Raw genomic sequence first — 20,461 nt, forward strand, 5'->3', positions numbered from 1 at the left:
TCATGGCGGAAGCGGCGGTACGCAAACTCGACGATGTGCGGGACCAAAAAGACGCGCTTTATCGGGAAGCACCCCATAATATTGAAGCGGAACAGGCGCTGCTGGGCGCGATCCTGATCAACAACGATGCCTTTTACCGGGTATCGGACTTCCTCAAGGCAACCCATTTCTTCGAGCCTCTGCACCGTCGCATCTATGAGATCACGACCGATCTCATTCGCGTGGGCAAGATGGCAAATCCTGTGACGATGAAAACCTTCCTGCCGACCGAAGGCAAGGTGGGCGATCTCACGATCTTCCAGTATGTAACCCGTCTCGCAACCGAAGCCGTCACCATCATCAATGCCGAGGATTATGGCCGCGCGATTTACGATCTGGCGACACGCCGCGCGCTAATCGGCATCGGCGAAGACATGGTGAACGTCGCCTATGACGCGCCTGTCGACATGGCACCACAGGAACAGATCGAAGACGCTGAACGCCGCCTGTTCGAACTAGCGGAAACAGGTCGCTATGACGGCGGTTTCCTGCCCTTCAAGGACGCCGTCACCACGGCTGTGGACATGGCCAACGCCGCCTTTATGCGTGACGGCCACCTTTCCGGTGTCTCTACCGGCATCCATACGCTCGATGGCAAGATGGGTGGCTTGCAGCCTTCCGATTTGATTATCCTTGCGGGTCGTCCGGGTATGGGTAAGACCTCGCTTGCAACCAATATTGCGTTCAACATCGCCAATTCTTATGAAGGCGAACAACAGGCCGATGGCTCGATGAAGGCCGTCAATGGCGGCGTTGTCGGCTTCTTCTCGCTCGAAATGTCGGCGGAACAGCTCGCAACCCGTATCATTTCCGAGCAGACGGAAGTGTCGTCCTCGAAAATCCGCCGTGGTGATATCACCGAGACCGATTTCGAGAAGCTCGTCGCCTGCTCGCAGGTGATGCAGAAAATCCCGCTCTATATCGACCAGACCGGTGGCATCTCGATTGCGCAGCTCGCCGCCCGCGCTCGTCGCCTCAAGCGCCAGCGCGGCCTCGACGTTCTGGTGATCGACTACGTACAGCTGATGACCGGCTCGTCGAAGGCCTCGGCACAGAACCGCGTGCAGGAAATCACCGAGATCACCACCGGCCTCAAGGCCCTTGGCAAGGAACTGAATGTTCCAATCATTGCGCTTTCACAGCTCTCCCGTCAGGTGGAAAGCCGCGACGACAAGCGCCCACAGCTCTCCGACCTTCGTGAATCGGGCTCCATCGAGCAGGACGCCGACGTGGTGCTCTTCGTGTTCCGCGAGGAATATTACGTCAAGAACCTCGAACCGCGGGATGAATTCGACCCGAAATATGAAGAATGGAAGCAGCACTTTGAAAAAGTGCGCGGCACTGCTGACGTCATCATCGCCAAGCAGCGCCACGGGCCGACCGGAACGGTCAAGCTCGCCTTCCAGTCCGAATTCACGCGATTTGCAGATCTGGCCGAGGGTTCCTATCTTCCCGAACAGTATGAATAATATCTCTTCGAAAAGGGCGCGTCTCTGATGGCCAAGGCGCGCATTCAGTTCATCTGCCAGAATTGCGGCACAGTGCATACGCGCTGGGCGGGCAAGTGCGATTCCTGCGGCGAGTGGAACACGCTCGTCGAGGAAGGCACCAATAGCGGCATCGGCTCCGGCCCCGGCGCCATGTTGTCCAAGCGCAAAGGTCGCGCTGTAGCCCTCACCTCCCTGTCCGGCGACATTGAAGATGCGCCGCGGATCATTTCCGGTATCAGCGAACTTGATCGTGTGACCGGCGGCGGCTTTGTGCGCGGTTCAGCCCTTCTGATCGGCGGCGATCCCGGCATCGGAAAATCTACACTTTTGACACAGGCTGCAGCTGCCCTTTCCAATCGCGGCCATCGCATTGTTTATGTTTCGGGCGAAGAAGCGGTTGCCCAGATTCGCCTGCGCGCGCAGCGTCTGGGCGTGGCATCGTCGGCGGTGGAACTTGCCGCCGAAACCAACGTCGAAGACATCATCGCTACCATTTCCGATAACAAGCGACCCGACCTCGTCATCATCGATTCGATCCAGACGCTCTGGACCGATATGGCAGATTCTGCTCCTGGCACGGTCACGCAGGTGCGTTCGTCGGCGCAAGCCATGATCCGCTATGCCAAGCAGACTGGTTCCGCAGTCGTGCTGGTGGGACATGTCACCAAAGATGGCCAGATTGCCGGTCCGCGCGTGGTCGAACATATGGTCGATGGCGTTCTCTATTTCGAAGGCGAAGGCGGGCATCACTACCGCATCCTGCGCACGGTGAAGAACCGTTTCGGCCCCACCGACGAGATCGGTGTTTTCGAGATGTCCGATGGTGGCCTGCGCGAGGTTTCCAACCCGTCAGAGCTTTTCCTTGGTGAACGCAACGCCAAGGCTCCAGGTGCCGCTGTCTTTGCTGGCATGGAAGGCACACGTCCCGTGCTGGTGGAGATACAGGCGCTTGTCGCCCCCTCCTCGCTTGGCACCCCGCGTCGTGCGGTCGTCGGCTGGGACGGCGGACGACTTGCCATGATTCTCGCCGTTCTCGAATCACATTGCGGCGTTCGTTTCGGGCAGCACGACGTCTATCTGAATGTTGCGGGCGGTTATCGTATCAGCGAGCCTGCCGCCGATATAGCTGTGGCTGCTGCACTGGTTTCATCCATGGCCGGTATTGCCCTTCCGCCAGATTGTGTTTATTTCGGCGAAATCAGCCTTTCCGGTGCTGTTCGCGCGGTAACGCATGCAGTACAGAGGCTCAAGGAAGCCGAGAAGCTCGGTTTCCGGCAGGCAGAGGTGCCCGGCGGCAGCGGCGAACTTTGGAAAGATCGCAACTTCCCCCTCATGGAAACCTCGGCTCTGCCCGACCTTGTTGCCCGTATTGCGGCTTCAGGCTCCGGAAAGAAGCAATAAATCTGGAGTTTTATGACTGGAAGAATCTGTCAACCTTCCGGTGATAAGCTCCAGCATCTTTGACTGCCCTGCGTATTAAAGTGATTGCGCATAATAACTGAGGACAGGCAGAATGCCGATAACCATGCTTGATGGAATTCTACTCGGGATAACGCTGGTTTCAGCCGTTCTGGCGATGGTGCGCGGTTTTTCCCGCGAGGTGCTGTCGCTGGTATCTTGGGCGGCGGCAGCCGCTGCAGCCTATCTCTTCTACCAGCCGGTTCTGCCTTTTGTGCAGCCCTATATCAACAACGAAACCATCGCGAAGATTGCCGCCGCTGGCGCAGTTTTCCTCGTTGTGCTGATCGTCGTTTCTCTGATCACCATGAAGATCGCCGATTTCATCATCGATAGCCGTATCGGTGCGCTCGACCGCACGCTCGGCTTTCTGTTTGGCGGCGTGCGCGGCGTGCTTCTCGTTGTCGTTGCCATGCTGTTCTTCAACTGGCTCGTCCCGACAAACCAGCCAGCCTGGGTGACGAATGCGAAATCAAAGCCAATGCTCGATTCTTTCGGCCAGCAACTGATCGATCTTCTGCCGGCCAACCCCGACCAGATGATCGATAAGTTCAAGCCGCAGCAGAATGCTCCGGCTTCTGGTGAGCAGGAAGAAGCGCCGGTTCCGGACGATACGCCTGCACAGCAATAAGTTGCTCCGATATATCGAGAAGCCGTCAGCCCCGCTGGCGGCTTTTTCAATTCTGGAGGCAAAAGCCGACTGATATGAAATGGCCCAAATAACGCTCACACATTGTCATTTCGGTTCCGCGATCATATTTCAGGCGGGAATTTGCGAGATTATTCGCGGCCATCGTGCGATACTAATATTCATGAGACTATATCGACGCAGCGGTGAACTCTTCGCTTTTAACAAAAAGCCATCTTGTGATAGAGAGGCGCTTTAGTTGCCTCTGCAATCGAAAGGCCTTGCGGCAATGACCAGCCATTCTTCTGAAAATGCCTCCTTTATGCTGGATGAAGACACCCTGCATGAAGAATGCGGCGTATTTGGCATACTTGGCCACGAAGACGCAGCCGCGCTGACCGCATTGGGGCTGCATGCCCTCCAGCATCGCGGGCAGGAAGCCGCCGGTATCGTTTCCTATCACAATCGCCGCTTTCATTCCGAACGCCATATGGGTCTCGTCGGCGATCATTTCACCGATGCAGCGACGCTGAATCGTTTGCCCGGCGACCGTGCCATCGGCCATGTGCGCTACTCCACCACCGGCGAGACGATCCTGCGCAACGTGCAGCCACTGTTCGCGGAACTGGAAGTAGGCGGCATTGCCATTGCCCATAACGGCAACTTCACCAACGGCATTACGCTGCGCAAGCAGCTGATTGCTTCCGGCGCGATCTTTCAGGCGACCTCCGATACGGAAGTCGTGCTGCATATGATTGCCCGTTCGCGCCACTCATCTTCCTCAGACCGTTTCGTCGATGCCATCCGGCAGGTCGAGGGCGGCTACGCCATGCTGGCGCTGACCCGTACCAAGCTGATTGCCGCGCGTGATCCTATCGGCATCCGCCCGCTCGTCATGGGCGAGCTCGACGGCAAGCCTATCTTCTGCTCGGAGACCTGTGCCCTCGACATTATCGGCGCGAAATATGTTCGCGACGTCGAAAATGGCGAAGTGGTCATCTGCGAGATTCAGAAGGACGGCTCCATCACCATCGAATCCATCAAGGCTGAAAATCCGCAGCCGGAACGGCTCTGCTTGTTTGAGTATGTCTATTTTGCCCGTCCTGACTCCGTGGTCGGCGGTCGCAGCGTCTATGTCGCGCGCAAAAATATGGGCGTGGAGCTTGCCAAGGAAGCCGGTATTGAAGCCGATGTTGTCGTGCCGGTGCCAGATGGCGGCACGCCTGCTGCCCTCGGCTTCGCGCAGGCAAGCGGCATTCCATTTGAATACGGCATCATCCGCAATCACTATGTAGGCCGCACCTTCATCGAGCCGACGCAGCAAATTCGCGCGCTTGGCGTCAAGCTGAAACATTCGGCCAATCGCGCCATGATCGAAGGCAAGCGGGTCGTGCTGGTGGATGATTCCATTGTACGGGGCACCACATCCGTCAAGATCGTCCAGATGATCCGCGATGCGGGCGCAAAGGAAGTGCATATCCGCGTGGCAAGTCCAATGATCTACCACCCGGATTTCTACGGTATCGACACCCCCCATGCCGATAAGCTGCTGGCTAACCAGCACAAGGACCTGGAATCCATGTGCCGTTACATCGGCGCGGATTCCCTGGCATTTCTTTCCATCGACGGGCTCTACAAGGCTGTCGGCGGAAAGCCTCGTGATCCGAAGGCGCCAGCTTTCACCGATCACTACTTCACGGGCGAATATCCGACCCGCCTCCTCGATCAGGAAGGCGAGAGCAACGTGCATACGCTGTCGCTGCTCGCAAGCAACGGCTGATCGCCCAATTCTTCACGCAGGCGGCCCAAAAGGCCGCCTGTTTCATGTTCTTGCATCATATGGGGACTAGATGAGCATCGACCTTACGGGCCGCATCGCACTGGTAACAGGCGCATCGCGCGGTATTGGGTATTTTCTTTCGCTTGAACTGGCAAAACGCGGCGCGCATGTGATTGCGGTTGCCCGCACCGTCGGCGGGCTTGAAGAGCTGGACGACGACATCCGCAAATTGGGAGGTAGCGCAACGCTGGTGCCTCTCGATATTACCGACATGGAAGCGATTGATCGCCTTGGCGGCTCCATTCATGAGCGCTGGGGCAAGCTCGATATCATGGTTGCCAATGCGGGTGTCCTCGGCACGATCTCGCCGATCGGCCATGTCGAGGCCAAGACGTTCGAGAAGCTCATGAACGTCAATGTCACCAGCGTATGGCGTCTTATTCGGTCCACCGATCCGCTGCTACGGGCTTCCGACGCCGGACGTGCCATTCTGCTCTCTTCCGGTGTGGCACATACCTGCCGCGCCTTCTGGGGGCCGTATGCTGCCTCGAAAGCTGCTGTCGAAGTCATGGCGCGCAGCTGGGCCGAAGAAACGAAGCAGATGAAGCTCAAGATCAACTCCGTCAATCCGGGTGCCACCCGTACGGCAATGCGTGCGCAGGCGATGCCCGGTGAAGACCCTGAAACGCTGCCAACACCGCAGTCGGTCGCTGAAAAGATCGTCAAGCTCGCCGATCCGAATCTTGAAGTTAGCGGCAAGCTTTTCGACGTGCGACAGGATCGGTTCCTCGACTATCACCTGCCGAGCTGATTTCTTTCTTCCGGCCTTGCCTATATGCAAGGCCGGTTCTATTTGCTTGTTTATTGATGTTCCCGCCTAGCCGCCTGATGGCTCCTTTTTCAGCGGGTTCCCCCACTTTCAGATCCCTTCGTCGTGCACCGACCGTTTTGGCGCGCGTTCCCTTTGCTATTGGAGGACCTATGATCAAAGATCACCAGTGTTTCATCATCATCAGCGGCGGGCCTGGATCAGGCAAAAGCACACTGATTGATGCACTCGAAAGGCAGGGCTTTTCCCGCACTGTGGAAGCCGGACGCGCTATTATTCAGGACCAGGTCGCTATTGGCGGCAAGGCCCTGCCCTGGAGTGATCGCGCGCTTTTTGCAGAGTTAATGCTGTGCTGGGAAATGCGCTCGCATGCAATGGCGAAACAACAGAGCGGGACGGTCTTCTTCGACCGCGGCGTGCCCGACGTAATCGGCTATCTGATGCTGTGTAACCTGCCCATTCCAAAGCATATGGAAGAGGCCGCACGGCAGTTTCCGTACAACAGAACAGTTTTTCTGGCTCCGCCATGGGCAGAAATCTTCGGTCAGGATACTGAGCGGAAGCAGGATTTCGAAGAGGCCACACGTACTTTCCACGCGATGGATAAAACCTACAGACGGCTTGGATATGAAATCGCGCTCCTGCCGAAATCATCGGTCGAAGAGCGCGTCAGTTTCATCAAGCAGGCATTGCCATCAGTTTTCCTCTGACGGCCTATCCTCTTCGGTGGCGGCCTCTTCCTCGGCCTTTCGATCAGCAGCCTCGCGCTTGTTCCAGGCAGCCAGGCTGAACGGAAGGAATGCCAGATAAGCGAGCGCCGTGAGGCTCAGGGTCTGCCAGGTGAAGCTCATCAGGAAAGCGACGTAAACCACCACGAACAGGATGAGCGGCATGACGATATCGCGCCGGACAAGGCTTCCAGCGGATTTGCCATTATAGACTGGCAGACGGCTTACCAACAGGAACGCGATTGCCACGGTATAGACCGCCACGCCAAAAGCGAGCCCTCGTGTTGGCGTCAATCCGAGAAAACCAAGATAGACCGGCAACAGGACAAGCATGGCACCTGCCGGTGCCGGCACGCCGATGAAGTAGTTGCTTTGCCATGCCGGGCGGTTCGGATCTTCCAGCATGACATTGAAACGTGCAAGTCGCAGGCAGCAGGCAATGGCATAAAGGAGTGCGGCGATCCAGCCGAATGAGCGCGCCTGATCGAGCATGAAGGCATAAAGCACCAAGGCCGGCGCCACACCGAAATTGACGATATCGGCAAGCGAATCCATCTGGGCGCCGAATTTCGACGATCCCTTCATCATGCGGGCCACGCGCCCATCAATACCGTCCAGAAAGGCAGCCACGAGCACCATTACGACGGCAAGCTCGAAGCGGTTCTCGAAGGCAAGACGAATGCCGGTAAGACCGGCACAAATGGCAAGAACCGTTATGACGTTGGGAACGACAATACGCAGAGGTATCTGCGACAGCTTCGGGCCGCGCGATGAATCCACGCGGCCATTGGGCTCAAAAGGCGGAAAAGGTGTTTCCATCGGCTCAGCCGATCCGCACCACAGGCTCGCCGCGCACGCTGCCATAATCGGCCAGCACGGTTTCACCGGCGATTGCCGTCTGGCCAACAGCAACACGAACGGTCGCATCGGCCGGAAGATAGACATCGACGCGCGATCCGAAGCGAATCAGGCCAAACCGTTCGCCCACAGACAGATCATCATCCTCGTTTGACCAGCAGACGATACGACGGGCAACCAGACCAGCAATCTGAACAACGCCGATCTTGCCGTGCGGGCTTTCAATCAGGACGCTGTTGCGTTCGTTTTCCGTGCTGGCCTTGTCGAGTTCTGCATTAAGGAACTTCCCCGGACGATGCACGACCTTTTCGATCTTGCCACGCACCGGAGAGCGGTTGATGTGAACCGAGAACACATTCATGAAAACCGAAACGCGCATGAGCGGTTCGGCACCCAGGTCCAGTTCGGCCGGCGGCACAGCCGGGCCGACGAAGGAAACCTTGCCGTCAGCAGGGCTAATGACCAGATCGTCGTCCATCGGCGTCACACGCTCCGGATCGCGATAGAAATAGATGCACCAGACGGTCAGCACCATCCCGATCCAGAACAGCGGGTTCCACAGCCAGCCCAGAATGAGCGAAACCACGAAAAAGCCCGCGATAAACGGATAGCCTTCCCGATGGATCGGCACGAAAGTATTGCGGATGGTGTCAGTAAGGCTCATCGCTCTTCCTTTGAGTTTGGCCGTTATTTACCTCATCCTGTTCAGAATCGAAATCCATTTCGCAAATTATTCACGGCTGTTAGGGCACGTGATCGTGCCCTAATATAAGTAACTGCCGACAAACGAGCTATTCCGCCGCCGGAACGCCGCGTTTGACGACACCCAGCTCGTCGCTTTCCCGAACCTGGCGCAGACGCTCTTCTGCCTCGTCGGCCTCGCGCTGGCGAGCCCACATGGACGCATAAAGCCCCTTATGCTTGAGAAGCATGCGATGCGTGCCACGTTCGGCAATCAGGCCGTCTTTCAGAACGATGATCTCATCGGCACCGATCACGGTCGACAGACGGTGCGCGATGACGAGCGTGGTGCGGCCTCGGCTGACAATGTCGAGCGCAGACTGGATTTCCTGCTCCGTTGCCGTATCGAGCGCGGAAGTCGCTTCATCGAGTATCAGGATTGGGGGGGCCTTCAGGATCGTACGCGCAATGGCTACACGCTGCTTCTCACCGCCCGAAAGCTTGAGGCCGCGTTCGCCAACCATAGATTGATAGCCTTCCGGCAGGTGCTTGATGAAGCCGGAAATCTGCGCCAGTTCTGCCGCCTTTTCCACCTCTTCAGCCGTGGCATCAGGACGGCCATAGCGAATGTTGTAAGCAATCGTATCGTTGAACAGTACGGTGTCCTGCGGCACCATGCCGATGACCTTGCGCAGGCTTTCCTGCGTAACGTCGCGGACGTCCTGCCCGTCGACGGAAACCGATCCGGACTGCACATCATAGAAGCGAAACAGCAGTCGCGAGATCGTGGATTTACCCGCGCCCGAAGGTCCGACAATCGCTACTGTCTTTCCTGCCGGAACTTCAAAACTGATGCCCTTGAGGATCGGGCGGTTCGCATCATAAGCGAAATGCACATCATCAAAACGGATCGCACCGTGATCGATTTTCAATGCTGGTGCATTGGGCTTATCGACGACTTCCTGCTGCACATCGAGGAGATCGAACATCTGCTCGATATCGGTCAAACCCTGACGGATTTCGCGATAGATGAAACCGATGAAATTGAGCGGAATGGAAAGCTGCATCAGCATGGCATTGATGAAAACGAAATCGCCGATGGATTGCGTCCCGGCCCGAACTTCCAGCGCCGACATGACCATGACCACCGCCATGCCAACGCCAAAGATGACGGCCTGACCGAAGTTCAGCCAGCCGAGCGACGTCCAGGTCTGGGTTGCGGCCTTTTCATAGCGCGCCATCGAGGCGTCGAAGCGCTTTGCTTCCATGTTCTCGTTGCCGAAATACTTGACCGTTTCGAAGTTGAGCAGCGAGTCGATCGCCTTGGTGTTGGCATCCGTATCGGAGTCGTTCATTTCGCGGCGGATATTGATGCGCCAGTCGCTCGCCTTGATCGTAAACCAAGTGTAGAGCCAGACCGTCGCAGCGACCACGAGCAGATAGGAAATGCCGTAAGCGACGGCAAAAATCACCGCCGTCAGTGCAAATTCAAGAATGGTAGGCAGCGTATTGAGGATCGTGAAACGGACAATCGTTTCGATGCCCTTTGTGCCGCGCTCAATGACCCGCGAAAGCCCACCCGTACGCCGTTCAAGATGGAACCTGAGCGAAAGCTGGTGCATGTGCACGAAGGTTCTGTAGGCCAACTGACGCACCGCGTATTGGCCGACGCTCGCAAACAATGCATCGCGGAGCTGGTTGAGACCGGCCTGTACGATCTTGGCACCGTTATAAGCCAGCACCAGCATCACCGCGCCGACCAGAAACAACGGGATATAATCCGGCGGATTCAACTGACCGGTCAAAGCATTCGTCACCCATTTGAAGAAATAGGGTACGAGGATGAGTACGATCTTGGAAATCACCAGATAGAACGTGGCCCAGACGACACGCATGCGCAGATCGGGCCTGTCGGAAGGCCACATATAGGGCCAGAGATTTCGCAGTGTCTTGAACGTCTCGCCGGAGTCGGCGGAAACCGTTTTGGGGGAACTCATGGTGCGTTCTTTCAAGTCGGTGGGCTGAAGCGATTTCGTACGAGATGAAACTCCGTCATCGCTTTATCTGTTTGTATCGACGCATCACTTCGAAAAGCCACTTCGGGCTTTTCGGGATGCTCCATCTTTTGTTTTACGCGCATCTGGTTCCGAAAACCGGTTCTCACTTTTCGGGATGCGCTCTAGCCGCAGCATCTGCTCTTGAAGGAAGCAAAATGCGTGCGGACAGCGCTTAGTTGCTGCCAGTTGACGCTGTAACGCGAAGACTGACGCTCAGGCCGATAATCGATAAGACCGGCCTGTACGAGGACCTTGAGATGTTGGGAAACTGTCGATTGTGCAAGGTCGAGCTTGCCGACAATATCCTTACAGCAGCAGGCGTCCTCCATCATCAACTGGCGGATAATTCGAATGCGGACAGGATGGCCCAGCGCGGCGCAAATGCGCGCTGCCGCTTCATCGTCAATACCGAGCTGCGCCAGATCGGCGACGGCTTCGGTCGAGCTTTTGTCCAGAACTATCTTCATCGTATATCGACGATATACGATTATACTCTGAAGTTCAAGATTTGGAGACGTTCATTCCAGAAAAGACCGCCAAACGGAAACACACTGTCGTGACTGGCGCATATTACTGAAACGCGCCTCCCTATGTTGAGAGCCACGTTTCAGTGCCGGCAACTCCCCGTCAGTTAGCGCTATCTTCCAACTGGCGCTTGACCTCGCCCTCACCCAGAGGTTCCTTCGGCATGTTGAATACCTGACCTGGCCAGATGAGATCCGGATTGCGAATCTGATCACGATTGGCGAGATAGATCGTCGTATATCGTGTGCCCTTGCCATAGGCGCGCTTGGATATCGTCCAGAGATTATCTCCGCGACGAATGATGACCGAACCTTCGACTTTCTGCAGCGGTGCTGCCGACGAAGCGGCTTCACCGCCATTCGTGCCCGATGGAGCTGCCGTCTGACCGTCAGTATCCGAAGCAACAGCCGAGATATTCTCGCCCGCTTCGCGACGGAACGGGACGCGGGCTGTCGCCAGAACCTGATTGGCATTATCGAGCAGATCGGCGCGAATGATATAGTCTCCGACGCTGAGCGGCTGCTTGCTCTGCACGAGGAAACGGCCATCAGGTGAAATGAGGCTAGCACCAAGTAACGTATCATTGGCGTGGACGATCACACGATTGCCACCCTTGGCTTTACCCGCCACAAAAACCGACTGGCCCTCAATTTCCACCGCTTCGATTGCAATCGGCAAGTCCTGCGCAGGCTTGGCTTCCGGCTTGTCGGCCTTGGCTGCCGCTTCGGGGGCAGCGTCTGTATTCTCCTGTGGTGCAGGAGCTGTCTCCGGCTTGGTGATCAGGCGGCTCGCCTGCCCCGGCTCCTCAACCAGCGCCAGCACCTGCCCCGACTTGGTTTCAGGCACCGACACGATGGCCGTCTGCGCGGAGGTAGCTACATTGTTGTCCGCACCAGTAGCACGCAAGACGAGCTGATGATCACCCGCCTTTAAAGGCTCATCCAGAACAATGGCGAAATCGCCATTGGGTCCCGCCTTGGCCTTGCCCACAACGGTTGCGCCTGCAACAATCTCCACATCGGCATTGGGCAGCGCCTTGCCTGCGACCACGACCGAACCGTCAGGCTCGACGCGAAGAAGATCGAAAACCGGCGTCTTGCTGGCCTGCTCTGCGGGAGCGGCATCAGCCTGCTTGGTATGCTCTTCCGATTGCGCGCCTTGCGGCTTCGCATCGTTTGCTGAAACGTCACCTGCAGGTTTGGTAGTCTCGGATGGCGTTGTTTGTGGCTGCGCTGGCGCATTGCTCGACGCCGGGGTCGACGCTGGCGCAGTTGCATTGGGTTGCGGCGCCTCAACGCGGGATCGCGTCGCATTCCAATAAAGGCCGAGCCCGGCGACAATTGCGACGAGCCCGATACCGAGCAACCCTAAACTGTTTTTTTGCATTTCGCTTCGAAACCCACGCCAGAGACTTTAATGACGGGTTTATAGCTTTTGGCTTCCCCCCACAAGAAATCTGCACCGAAACAGCAAAAGGTACGAGGCTTTTTATTAGCTAGATTACTGTTCTACACAGTTTGTCGGCTTTGATTGGTCTGGATCGTCCATAAGGTTATAGAGATCGGCCGTTTCGCCCTTGGTCCACCAGATATAGACGCCACCGGCATATTTGGCTCCAGACCCTGAAATGACGTTGGAAGCGACGATAGTCTCGTCTTCGAGCTCCAGCTCAGCAAGTGAAATATCACCGGCATTGTAGTAGGTTACCGAGACATTCTTCTCGCCACATTTATACAGAACGGAGTTGGTCGTTACTTCGGTATCGTCCGGCAGTTTGATGTTGATCTCGCCAGCCGATGCGGATGATGCGGCAAAGGTGAGCCCGAGAAACACAACCCAGTTCTTCATATCCAATCCACTTCTCAATCTGGAGTACATACGGATTGAGATATAACAATCGCTGTGAATGTCCACCCGGAACCTGACGTAAACGTCTCACTGACGGCAATCTTCACTGCAAAATGAAATCGCAGACGCTTGACGCTGAAAGGTCAAAAGCGCACAAGAAAATCATGTCTGAGATTCGATCCATCTGTGTTTATTGCGGCTCGTCTACGGGCCTGAATCCCATCTATCGTGAAGCCGGCGTTACGCTTGGCCGGTCCATCGCCGAACACGGTTTGCGCCTCGTCTATGGCGGCGGCACGCGCGGCATCATGGGCGCCGTGGCACAGGGCGTGATGGAAGCTGGCGGCGAAGTCACCGGCATCATCCCGACCTTCCTGCTCGACAAGGAAGCAAGCCTTGAAAAAGCCGAACAGCTGACCGAGCTCATCGTCGTCGGCGACATGCACGAGCGAAAGCATCTCATGTTCCAGAAGTCGGATGCGTTCGTCACGCTCCCTGGCGGCATTGGCACGGTTGAGGAAATCGTGGAAATGATGACCTGGGCGCAGCTCGGCAAGCATCGCAAGCCGATGGTGTTCGCTAACATCAATAATTTCTGGCAGCCGATGCTCTCGCTTCTGGAGCACATGACGGCGGAAGGTTTCCTACACACCGCGCACCAAGTGAAGCCGCTCGTCATCGACAAGGCGGATGACATCGTCCCCGCCATCATCGCCGCCAACGGAAAGGCGCATGAAGGCGACCAGAAGATCATCGAAAAGATGTGAGTTTAGGGCAGTAGGGCAGTAGGGCAGTAGGGCAGTAGGGCAGTAGGGCAGTAGGAAGTTACAGCCGTCGCGGCCATCTACAACCCAAACATACTGCCTTATTCACTTACTGCCCTATTGCCTCACCTCTTCACCAGTGTCGCCACGGCCTCAACATGTGGCGACCAGAGGAACTGGTCAATCGGCGTGACACGTGTAACGCGATAGCCGCCCTTCACCAGAATGGCGAGGTCGCGGGCGAGCGTCACCGGATTGCACGAAACCGCGACAACCTTCTCCACCTTGGATTTTGCAAGTTCAAGCGCCTGTTCTTCCGCACCTGCACGCGGAGGATCGAAAACCACGGCGTTATACGGCAGCAATTCCTTCGGCATCAGCGGACGGCGGAAAAGGTCGCGACGTTCAACTGAAACAGGCTTCAATCCCTGAACATGGCGCACGCCACGGTCGAGAGCCGCAAGGGCCAGCGCGTCGTTTTCAACGGCATGAACCGCGCTCTTTTCTGCAATCCGCAGCGCGAATGTGCCGACACCGCAGAACAGGTCCGCGACACGCTTGGCTTTGCCCACATGGTCCAGCACGAGCTGCACCATTGCTTCCTCGGCATCCACCGTCGCCTGCAAGAAACAACCGGGCGGAACAGGAACCGGCACCTTGCCGAAATGAATGAGCGGCTTCTTCGGCTCGACAATGATCTCGCCTTCATGCGAAAGGCGCGCAAAGCCCTTCTTCATGACAAGCGCCGTCAGTGCGCGCCGTTGCTCGTCGCTCAGCTGGCCGCAACCGCTTGCAGCAAGATCGAGACCGGATTCCGTTTGTGTTGCTGCCAGCTTGAACGGCTTTGAGCCGGGCGCAATCAAGGCCCCGACTTCACGCAGATCATCAAGCCGCGCAATGATCTCCGGAACGGTTACCGCACATTCGACGATATCAATGATTTCATGGCTGAGGTGACGGTTGAAGCCGAGCAACACGCCCTTCTCCGTCTTGCGTGCCGCAAAAACAGCACGGCGGCGCGTGCGCGGCTGGCAAGCAACCAGAGGCGCAACCTCCGCCTCAATTCCCCTGCCCTTGAGCGCGGAGACGACCAGTTCGCGCTTCCACAGACGGTAGGGTTCATCCTGCCAATGCTGAAGCGCGCAGCCACCGCAATCCTCGAAATGCTGGCAGGCCGGGGCCTGACGCTCGGGCGATGTTTCGAGAAGCGCCATAACCGTCGCGCGGTTCCTGTCGCGCGCAACATTGACCACTTCGCCCGGCAGCGTGAAAGGCACATAAATCTGGCCATCAGGAAGGTTGGCGACGCCATCGCCGCCCGCACCGATCGAGCGGATTGTAATCTGGGTCGTCATCGATCTTTCTTTCCTGCCAGGAGATATTCACGATTACCATCGCCGCCTTCGATAGGCGACGGGCAAAGACCGAGCGCGCGCCAGCCAGCTTGCGTCTCCAGCCATGATTTCAGTTCTTCCGCAATGCGTTCGCCATCTCTCGGATCACGCAGAATGCCGCCCTTGCCAATGGCCTCGCGGCCCGCTTCAAATTGCGGTTTTACAAGAAGCGCGCAGATAGCACCTTTTTGCGCAAAGGCCAATGCCAGAGGCAATGCGAGTTTCAGCGAAATGAAACTCACATCCGAAACCACACAATCGACATTGCGTCCATCGAGATGGGAAAGCTCCAGAGCGCGGGCGTTGAGCCCTTCCTTGTTGGTGACGCGATGATCGGCGCGCAGGGTCTCATGCAGTTGGTCGTGGCCGACATCAATGGCAAGAACATGGTTCGCGCCGCGCTCCAGCAGAACTTGCGTAAAACCGCCAGTCGAAGCGCCGATGTCGAGCGCCGTACGCCCTTTCACATCAAGGTCGAAATGGTCGAGCGCCGCGATAAGCTTCAAGGCAGCGCGGGAAACATAGGCGCTTGCGGGATCATCCACGGCGATCTTTGCGGTGCGCAGAACCGTCTGGCCCGGCTTGGTGACAGGCTTGCCGTCAACCTTGACCGTGCCGCGCTGGATCGCATCGCGCGCCCGCGAACGCGTTGCAAACAACCCAAGCTCCACCATTAGCTGATCGAGCCGCAGGTTCTTGTCGCTCGTTTCCCCACCCATCGGTCAGGCGCTAAATGGCGCTGCAACAGCCTCGCGGCCAAGAGCGGCAAACACCGCATGCACGATGCCTGTCCGGTCAAGACCGGCCTCGGCATACATCGCATCCGGCTTGCCGTGGTCCTGATAGCTATCCGGCAATGTCAAAGCCCGCACCTTGAGGCCACGATCAAGAAGGCCGTCGGTGGCAAGGAATTGCAGCACATGGGAAGCGAAGCCGCCGACAGCGCCCTCTTCCACCATAACCAGCACTTCATGCTCACGCGCCAGGCGGCGGATCAGATCGTGATCGAGCGGCTTGGCGAAGCGTGCATCGGCAACCGTGGTCGAAAGACCGGCGGCCCCCAGCTCATCGGCTGCGGCAAGGCAATCCTGCAAACGCGTTCCGAAGGATAGGAGCGCAACCTTCGTACCTTCGCGCACGATGCGGCCCTTGCCAATTTCGAGCGCTTGACCACGCTCCGGCAGGTCAACACCCACACCGTCACCACGCGGATAGCGGAAAGAAATCGGGCCTTCGTCATATTCGGCAGCCGTGTGTACCATATGGCGCAGTTCGGCTTCATCCGACGCAGCCATCACCACAAAACCGGGAAGAGCTGCGAGAAAGCCTGTATCGAAGGAGCCTGCATGGGTCGGGCCATCGGCACCAACCAGACCGGCGCGATCAATGGGGAAGCGCACGGGCAGGTTCTGGATCGACACGTCATGCACAACCTGATCGTAACCACGCTGCAGGAAGGTGGAATAGATCGCGCAAAACGGCTTGAAACCTTCGCTGGCGAGGCCGGCGGCGAAGGTTACCGCATGTTGCTCGGCAATACCGACATCGAATGTGCGTTGCGGAAACACTTCGCCAAAAAGATCAAGCCCCGTTCCCGATGGCATGGCGGCGGTGATCGCCACGATCTTGTCGTCATGGCGTGCTTCCTCGATCAGGCTGGTGCCGAAAATCTTGGTGTAGCTCGGTGCGTTTGCAGGCGGCTTCGACTGCTTGCCCGTAATAACGTCGAATTTGTTGACGCCGTGATATTTATCGGCAGCAGCTTCGGCAGGCGCATAACCCTTGCCCTTCTGCGTCACCACATGAATGAGCACCGGGCCTTCCTGCGTATCACGTACGTTTTTCAGGATGGGCAGCAGATGATCCAGATTATGCCCGTCGATGGGACCGACATAATAGAAGCCCAGTTCCTCGAACAATGTGCCGCCCGTGAAGAAGGCACGCGCATATTCTTCCGATTTGCGGGCCTTGTCTTGCAGGAACTTCGGCAGTTTCTTGGCGACCTGCTTGGCGGCTTCGCGAACGCTGCGATAGGTCTTGCCGGAGACGAGACGCGCCAGATAGGCACTCATGGCACCGGTTGGCGGTGCAATCGACATGTCGTTATCGTTGAGGATAACGATCAGGCGCGCGTCGAGCGCCCCGGCATTGTTCATCGCCTCATAGGCCATGCCAGCAGACATCGAACCATCGCCGATGACTGCAATCACATTGCGCTTTTCGCCGGAAAGATCGGATGCGACCGCCATGCCGAGGCCGGCCGAAATCGATGTCGACGAATGCGCCGCTCCGAAAGGATCGTATTCGCTCTCTGTGCGCTTGGTGAAGCCCGAAAGACCGCCGGTCTGGCGCAATGTGCGGATACGGTCGCGGCGCCCCGTCAGAATCTTGTGCGGATAGGCCTGATGGCCGACGTCCCAGATGATACGGTCATGCGGCGTGTCGAAGACGTGGTGCAATGCTACTGTCAGCTCCACTACCCCCAGTCCCGCGCCCAGATGCCCGCCAGTGGTAGAAACCACATCAATCAACTCTGCGCGCAATTCCTGCGCGAGTTGTGGCAAGTCGGATTCCGGCAATGCACGCAGGGCTTCCGGGGTCGGCGCCTTGTCAAGCAATGGGGTCATAGGTCGGGACATTAAAACAACCTGTTTCTGGTTAGGCTTTGTTGTCGGTATAGCAGCAACGCGACGGGATCAAGCAGGGCGGGACATCGTGTCCTATAGCCGGGCTCAAATACCCTCATTCAGGCAAAGGTATGAAATCCTTCTCGTCACCGGGCACGATGTCAAAACGCCCACTGCGCCATTCTTCCTTGGCCTGCTCGATCCTCTCCCGTGAAGAGGATACGAAGTTCCACCATACATAGCGCTTCGAACCAAGAGTTGCACCGCCAAAAAGCATAATATGTGCGCCTTCCGGTCCGGCCTGCACGACAATGTCGTCGCCGGGGCGAAAAGCCAGCAAGCGATCCGGTGGAAACACTTCACCGCCAATGCCGACATTGCCCTGCAGCGTATAGATGGCGCGCTCTTCGGCCACAGGCGGGATTGGAAATTGCCCGTTCGGCTCTATTCGAATATCCGCATAAAGCGTATCGGCGTGCTGGATCACCGGAGACTTCAGTCCCAGCATGGAACCCATGATCAGCCGGCCGGAGAAACCACGATCCTCCATCACCGGCAGGTCGGGCGCATTGGTGTGAAAAAACTCAGGATTGATCTCTTCCAGCGCATCGGGCAGCGCCAGCCAGGTCTGGATACCGGAAATCGATAATGGTCCGTTACGCTCTTCTTCAGGAGATCGTTCGGAATGCACAATGCCGCGGCCCGCAGTCATCAGGTTCACGTCACCGGGACGGATAACCATTTCAGTGCCAAGGCTGTCTCTGTGACGAATATGCCCGTCAAACAGATAGGTCACCGTGGATAGGCCGATATGCGGATGCGGGCGCACATCCAGCGCATCGCCGTCCCGCAAAACAGCCGGTCCCATGCGATCGAAGAAAATGAACGGGCCCACCAGACGGCGACGTACCGTCGGCAAGGCTCGCCGCACTTCCAGCCCGCCAATGTCACTCGTGCGGGGAATGACCAGCGTTTCGATGCTGTCAACCGAGGTCTTGTCGCCAAGAACCGGATCAGGACACGGAAAGAAACTCATGAAACGCAACTCCAGCCGTTGATCTACGGTGCTTATATAAGCGGTGGTTTCACTTTATCGAAACTATCCCCAAAACAAAACCGCACCGACGAGCGGTGCGGTTCGATCATGATATAAATACAGTCAGCGTCTCTGCAGCAGCTTCGAAAGCGAGCTCGCGTCTGGCACCTGTCCGTTGGTCGTCAGCTTATCCACCAATCCTGGCAGCACCTGAGACAGCTGATCCAGAAGCTCCTGCTGGTCGATACCGGCATGCTGTGCGATTTCACTCAAGGTTTTCTGACCGATTGCGTCGCCAAGCTGGCCCGGCTCGATTGGGTGGTTGGAACCCTGGCCGACCCAGGAATCCACCTTTTCACCCAAACCAGCCTGTTTCAGCTGATCGAGGAGACCGCCAAGACCGCCACCGAGAGAACCCGGAGCCGAGGGAGCAGCAGAAGCATTACCTGCAGCCGCACCACCGAGCAGTCCGCCAAGACCGCCAAGGATGCCGCCAAGCAGTCCGCCGCCTGCCTGCGATTGATCCGGCACTGGCGCGGGCTGCGCCTGAGTGGTCTCCGCCTCGTCGCTATTCCCCTTCAGCATCTTGCCGATCAGCAGGGCGCCGAGCGCAATCAGAACCGGTTTCGCGAGGCTTCCGCCGGGAATGGGCGAATTGCCTGAGTTGTCGTCATAACTTCCCATCACACGATACTCCCTGTTATCCGATGCCAACTGTGCATTCGGTAAGTTAAAGTTAAATGGGTTTCCCAATTTGACAAGCATTATACCTTGCAAATTTTGTAGCAGTGTGAAAATTTCCTAAGTGCGTGATGCAAAAGTGTATTTACGCATCGGGAGATATTAGATGTCTGTTATAAGCTGGATAATACTAGGCTTGATTGCCGGCTTCATCGGCAGCAAGATTGTCAATAAAAGTGGCCAGGGCATGTTCCTGGATATTGCTCTCGGCATTGTCGGCGCCATCATCGGCGGCGTCATCTTCACCTTTTTCGGCGCACAGGGCGTCACCGGCCTCAACATTTACAGCCTGATCGTTTCCATCATCGGCGCGGTCGTAGTGCTATGGATCTACCATGCCATTTCGGGCAAACGTTCCATTGGCTGATGTGCTAGCATGAAATTCAGGCTCCGGCTCGTCCGGAGCCTTTTTAATTCCGCTTGCCGAAAGACCTGTCAATTAATGAGCTTTCTGGAACCCTATATCGCCGCTTATGGTGCGCTGGCGCTTTTCTTCGTCGTATATTTTGAATCTTTCGGCGCACCCTTGCCGGGCGAAAGCGCCCTCGTAGCAAGCTCGCTGCTTGCCCTTCATGGAGCGCTGAACATTGAGGCTGTGCTGCTCGCGGTCTTTGTTGGCGCGGTGCTAGGCGATTGTACGGGCTATCTGATCGGGCGGTTTGGTGGACGCCGACTGATCCTGCGATATGGACATCTCGTCAAGCTGACGCCGGAACGGCTGGAGCAGTTCGAGAAACTTTTCGATAGCAAGGGAATTTATGTGGTTGCAACGGCACGCTTCGTCGTGTTGCTGCGGCAGCTTAACGGTATCGTTGCAGGTTCAATGAAAATGAACCCGCTACACTTTCTGGCAGCCAACATTGTCGGCGCTGCAGGATGGACGCTTGCCTGGGGACTTGGCCCCTACATGCTGAGCGGCGTTCTGGCGCCTTACGTCGCCCAGCTCAAAACATTATTCTGACCGGATGTACCCGGTTG

The 20,461-nt window shown here is 57.1% G+C and carries 20 protein-coding genes; 9 read left to right on the plus strand and 11 right to left on the minus strand.

The annotated features are described in order from the left end of the window. The first annotated feature begins 2 nt into the window (after nt 1-2). The 6 genes from MKS82_RS07190 (at nt 3) to MKS82_RS07215 (ending at nt 6,934) form a co-directional block, all read left to right on the plus strand. On the plus strand, nt 3-1,508 hold the full coding sequence (locus MKS82_RS07190; RefSeq protein WP_176037207.1) for a replicative DNA helicase: 1,506 nt from the start codon (nt 3-5) through the stop codon (nt 1,506-1,508). Between the two features lie 27 nt (nt 1,509-1,535). Continuing rightward, nucleotides 1,536-2,930, plus strand: coding sequence for a DNA repair protein RadA (radA, locus tag MKS82_RS07195; RefSeq protein WP_176037206.1), 1,395 nt, complete (start codon nt 1,536-1,538; stop codon nt 2,928-2,930). Nucleotides 2,931-3,042: 112 nt separating this feature from the next. Further along, complete coding sequence (locus tag MKS82_RS07200; RefSeq protein WP_043062671.1) at nt 3,043-3,618, plus strand: CvpA family protein; 576 nt, start codon at nt 3,043-3,045, stop codon at nt 3,616-3,618. A 286-nt stretch (nt 3,619-3,904) separates the two neighbouring features. Further along, a complete protein-coding gene (gene purF, locus MKS82_RS07205; protein ID WP_109986161.1) occupies nt 3,905-5,395 on the plus strand; it encodes an amidophosphoribosyltransferase in 1,491 nt (496 codons plus the stop codon). Nucleotides 5,396-5,465: 70 nt separating this feature from the next. Next, nucleotides 5,466-6,206, plus strand: coding sequence for an SDR family NAD(P)-dependent oxidoreductase (locus MKS82_RS07210; protein ID WP_176037205.1), 741 nt, complete (start codon nt 5,466-5,468; stop codon nt 6,204-6,206). A 170-nt stretch (nt 6,207-6,376) separates the two neighbouring features. Continuing rightward, entirely contained in the window at nt 6,377-6,934 is a 558-nt protein-coding gene (locus MKS82_RS07215; protein WP_176037204.1) for an AAA family ATPase, read from the plus strand. On the opposite strand, the gene pssA is transcribed toward MKS82_RS07215, so the two are convergent. The 6 genes from pssA to MKS82_RS07245 form a co-directional block, all read right to left on the minus strand. Then, complete coding sequence (gene pssA / locus MKS82_RS07220) at nt 6,920-7,771, minus strand: CDP-diacylglycerol--serine O-phosphatidyltransferase (protein ID WP_109986158.1); 852 nt, start codon at nt 7,769-7,771, stop codon at nt 6,920-6,922. The genes MKS82_RS07215 and pssA overlap by 15 nt on opposite strands. Nucleotides 7,772-7,775: 4 nt before the next feature. Next, nucleotides 7,776-8,474, minus strand: coding sequence for a phosphatidylserine decarboxylase (locus tag MKS82_RS07225; RefSeq protein WP_109986157.1), 699 nt, complete (start codon nt 8,472-8,474; stop codon nt 7,776-7,778). Nucleotides 8,475-8,601: 127 nt separating this feature from the next. Further along, nucleotides 8,602-10,488: an ABCB family ABC transporter ATP-binding protein/permease gene (locus MKS82_RS07230; RefSeq protein WP_176037203.1), complete on the minus strand. Its 1,887-nt coding sequence runs from the start codon at nt 10,486-10,488 to the stop codon at nt 8,602-8,604. A gap of 182 nt (nt 10,489-10,670) precedes the next feature. Next, nucleotides 10,671-11,015, minus strand: a complete 345-nt coding sequence (locus tag MKS82_RS07235) for an ArsR/SmtB family transcription factor (protein WP_176037202.1) — start codon at nt 11,013-11,015, stop codon at nt 10,671-10,673. Between the two features lie 160 nt (nt 11,016-11,175). Beyond that, on the minus strand, nt 11,176-12,459 hold the full coding sequence (locus MKS82_RS07240; RefSeq protein WP_176037201.1) for an Ig-like domain-containing protein: 1,284 nt from the start codon (nt 12,457-12,459) through the stop codon (nt 11,176-11,178). 114 nt (nt 12,460-12,573) lie between these two features. Beyond that, on the minus strand, nt 12,574-12,921 hold the full coding sequence (locus MKS82_RS07245; protein WP_029925558.1) for an MliC family protein: 348 nt from the start codon (nt 12,919-12,921) through the stop codon (nt 12,574-12,576). Nucleotides 12,922-13,085: 164 nt separating this feature from the next. Here MKS82_RS07245 and MKS82_RS07250 point away from each other — a divergent pair, with 164 nt between their 5' ends. Further along, nucleotides 13,086-13,688, plus strand: a complete 603-nt coding sequence (locus tag MKS82_RS07250) for an LOG family protein (protein ID WP_109986277.1) — start codon at nt 13,086-13,088, stop codon at nt 13,686-13,688. A gap of 122 nt (nt 13,689-13,810) precedes the next feature. Here MKS82_RS07250 and MKS82_RS07255 read toward each other — a convergent pair whose 3' ends face one another. The 5 genes from MKS82_RS07255 to MKS82_RS07275 form a co-directional block, all read right to left on the minus strand. Continuing rightward, nucleotides 13,811-15,040 carry a class I SAM-dependent RNA methyltransferase gene (locus MKS82_RS07255; protein ID WP_176037200.1) on the minus strand — a complete coding sequence of 410 codons (1,230 nt, stop codon included), beginning with the start codon at nt 15,038-15,040 and terminating at the stop codon, nt 13,811-13,813. After that, nucleotides 15,037-15,798 carry a TlyA family RNA methyltransferase gene (locus MKS82_RS07260; RefSeq protein ID WP_176037199.1) on the minus strand — a complete coding sequence of 254 codons (762 nt, stop codon included), beginning with the start codon at nt 15,796-15,798 and terminating at the stop codon, nt 15,037-15,039. Before MKS82_RS07260 ends, MKS82_RS07255 begins: the two co-directional genes overlap by 4 nt. A 3-nt stretch (nt 15,799-15,801) precedes the next feature. Then, nucleotides 15,802-17,718 (minus strand): 1-deoxy-D-xylulose-5-phosphate synthase, encoded by a 1,917-nt coding sequence (gene dxs / locus MKS82_RS07265; RefSeq protein ID WP_176037198.1) that lies wholly within the window; start codon nt 17,716-17,718, stop codon nt 15,802-15,804. Nucleotides 17,719-17,821: 103 nt separating this feature from the next. Beyond that, entirely contained in the window at nt 17,822-18,742 is a 921-nt protein-coding gene (locus MKS82_RS07270) for a pirin family protein (RefSeq protein ID WP_176037197.1), read from the minus strand. 123 nt (nt 18,743-18,865) lie between these two features. After that, the gene (locus MKS82_RS07275) at nt 18,866-19,426 is read right to left on the minus strand and encodes a YidB family protein (RefSeq protein WP_109986148.1); all 561 of its coding nucleotides are present in this window, start codon (nt 19,424-19,426) and stop codon (nt 18,866-18,868) included. 163 nt (nt 19,427-19,589) lie between these two features. On the opposite strand from MKS82_RS07275, the gene MKS82_RS07280 reads away from it, so the two are divergent. Both MKS82_RS07280 and MKS82_RS07285 read left to right on the plus strand, forming a co-directional pair. After that, nucleotides 19,590-19,850, plus strand: coding sequence for a GlsB/YeaQ/YmgE family stress response membrane protein (locus MKS82_RS07280; RefSeq protein ID WP_109986147.1), 261 nt, complete (start codon nt 19,590-19,592; stop codon nt 19,848-19,850). Nucleotides 19,851-19,925: 75 nt separating this feature from the next. Continuing rightward, complete coding sequence (locus tag MKS82_RS07285; RefSeq protein WP_176037196.1) at nt 19,926-20,444, plus strand: DedA family protein; 519 nt, start codon at nt 19,926-19,928, stop codon at nt 20,442-20,444. The last annotated feature ends 17 nt before the right edge of the window (nt 20,445-20,461 follow it).

This window comes from Ochrobactrum sp. A-1 (genome assembly GCF_022488005.1).
Lineage (GTDB): Bacteria > Pseudomonadota > Alphaproteobacteria > Rhizobiales > Rhizobiaceae > Brucella.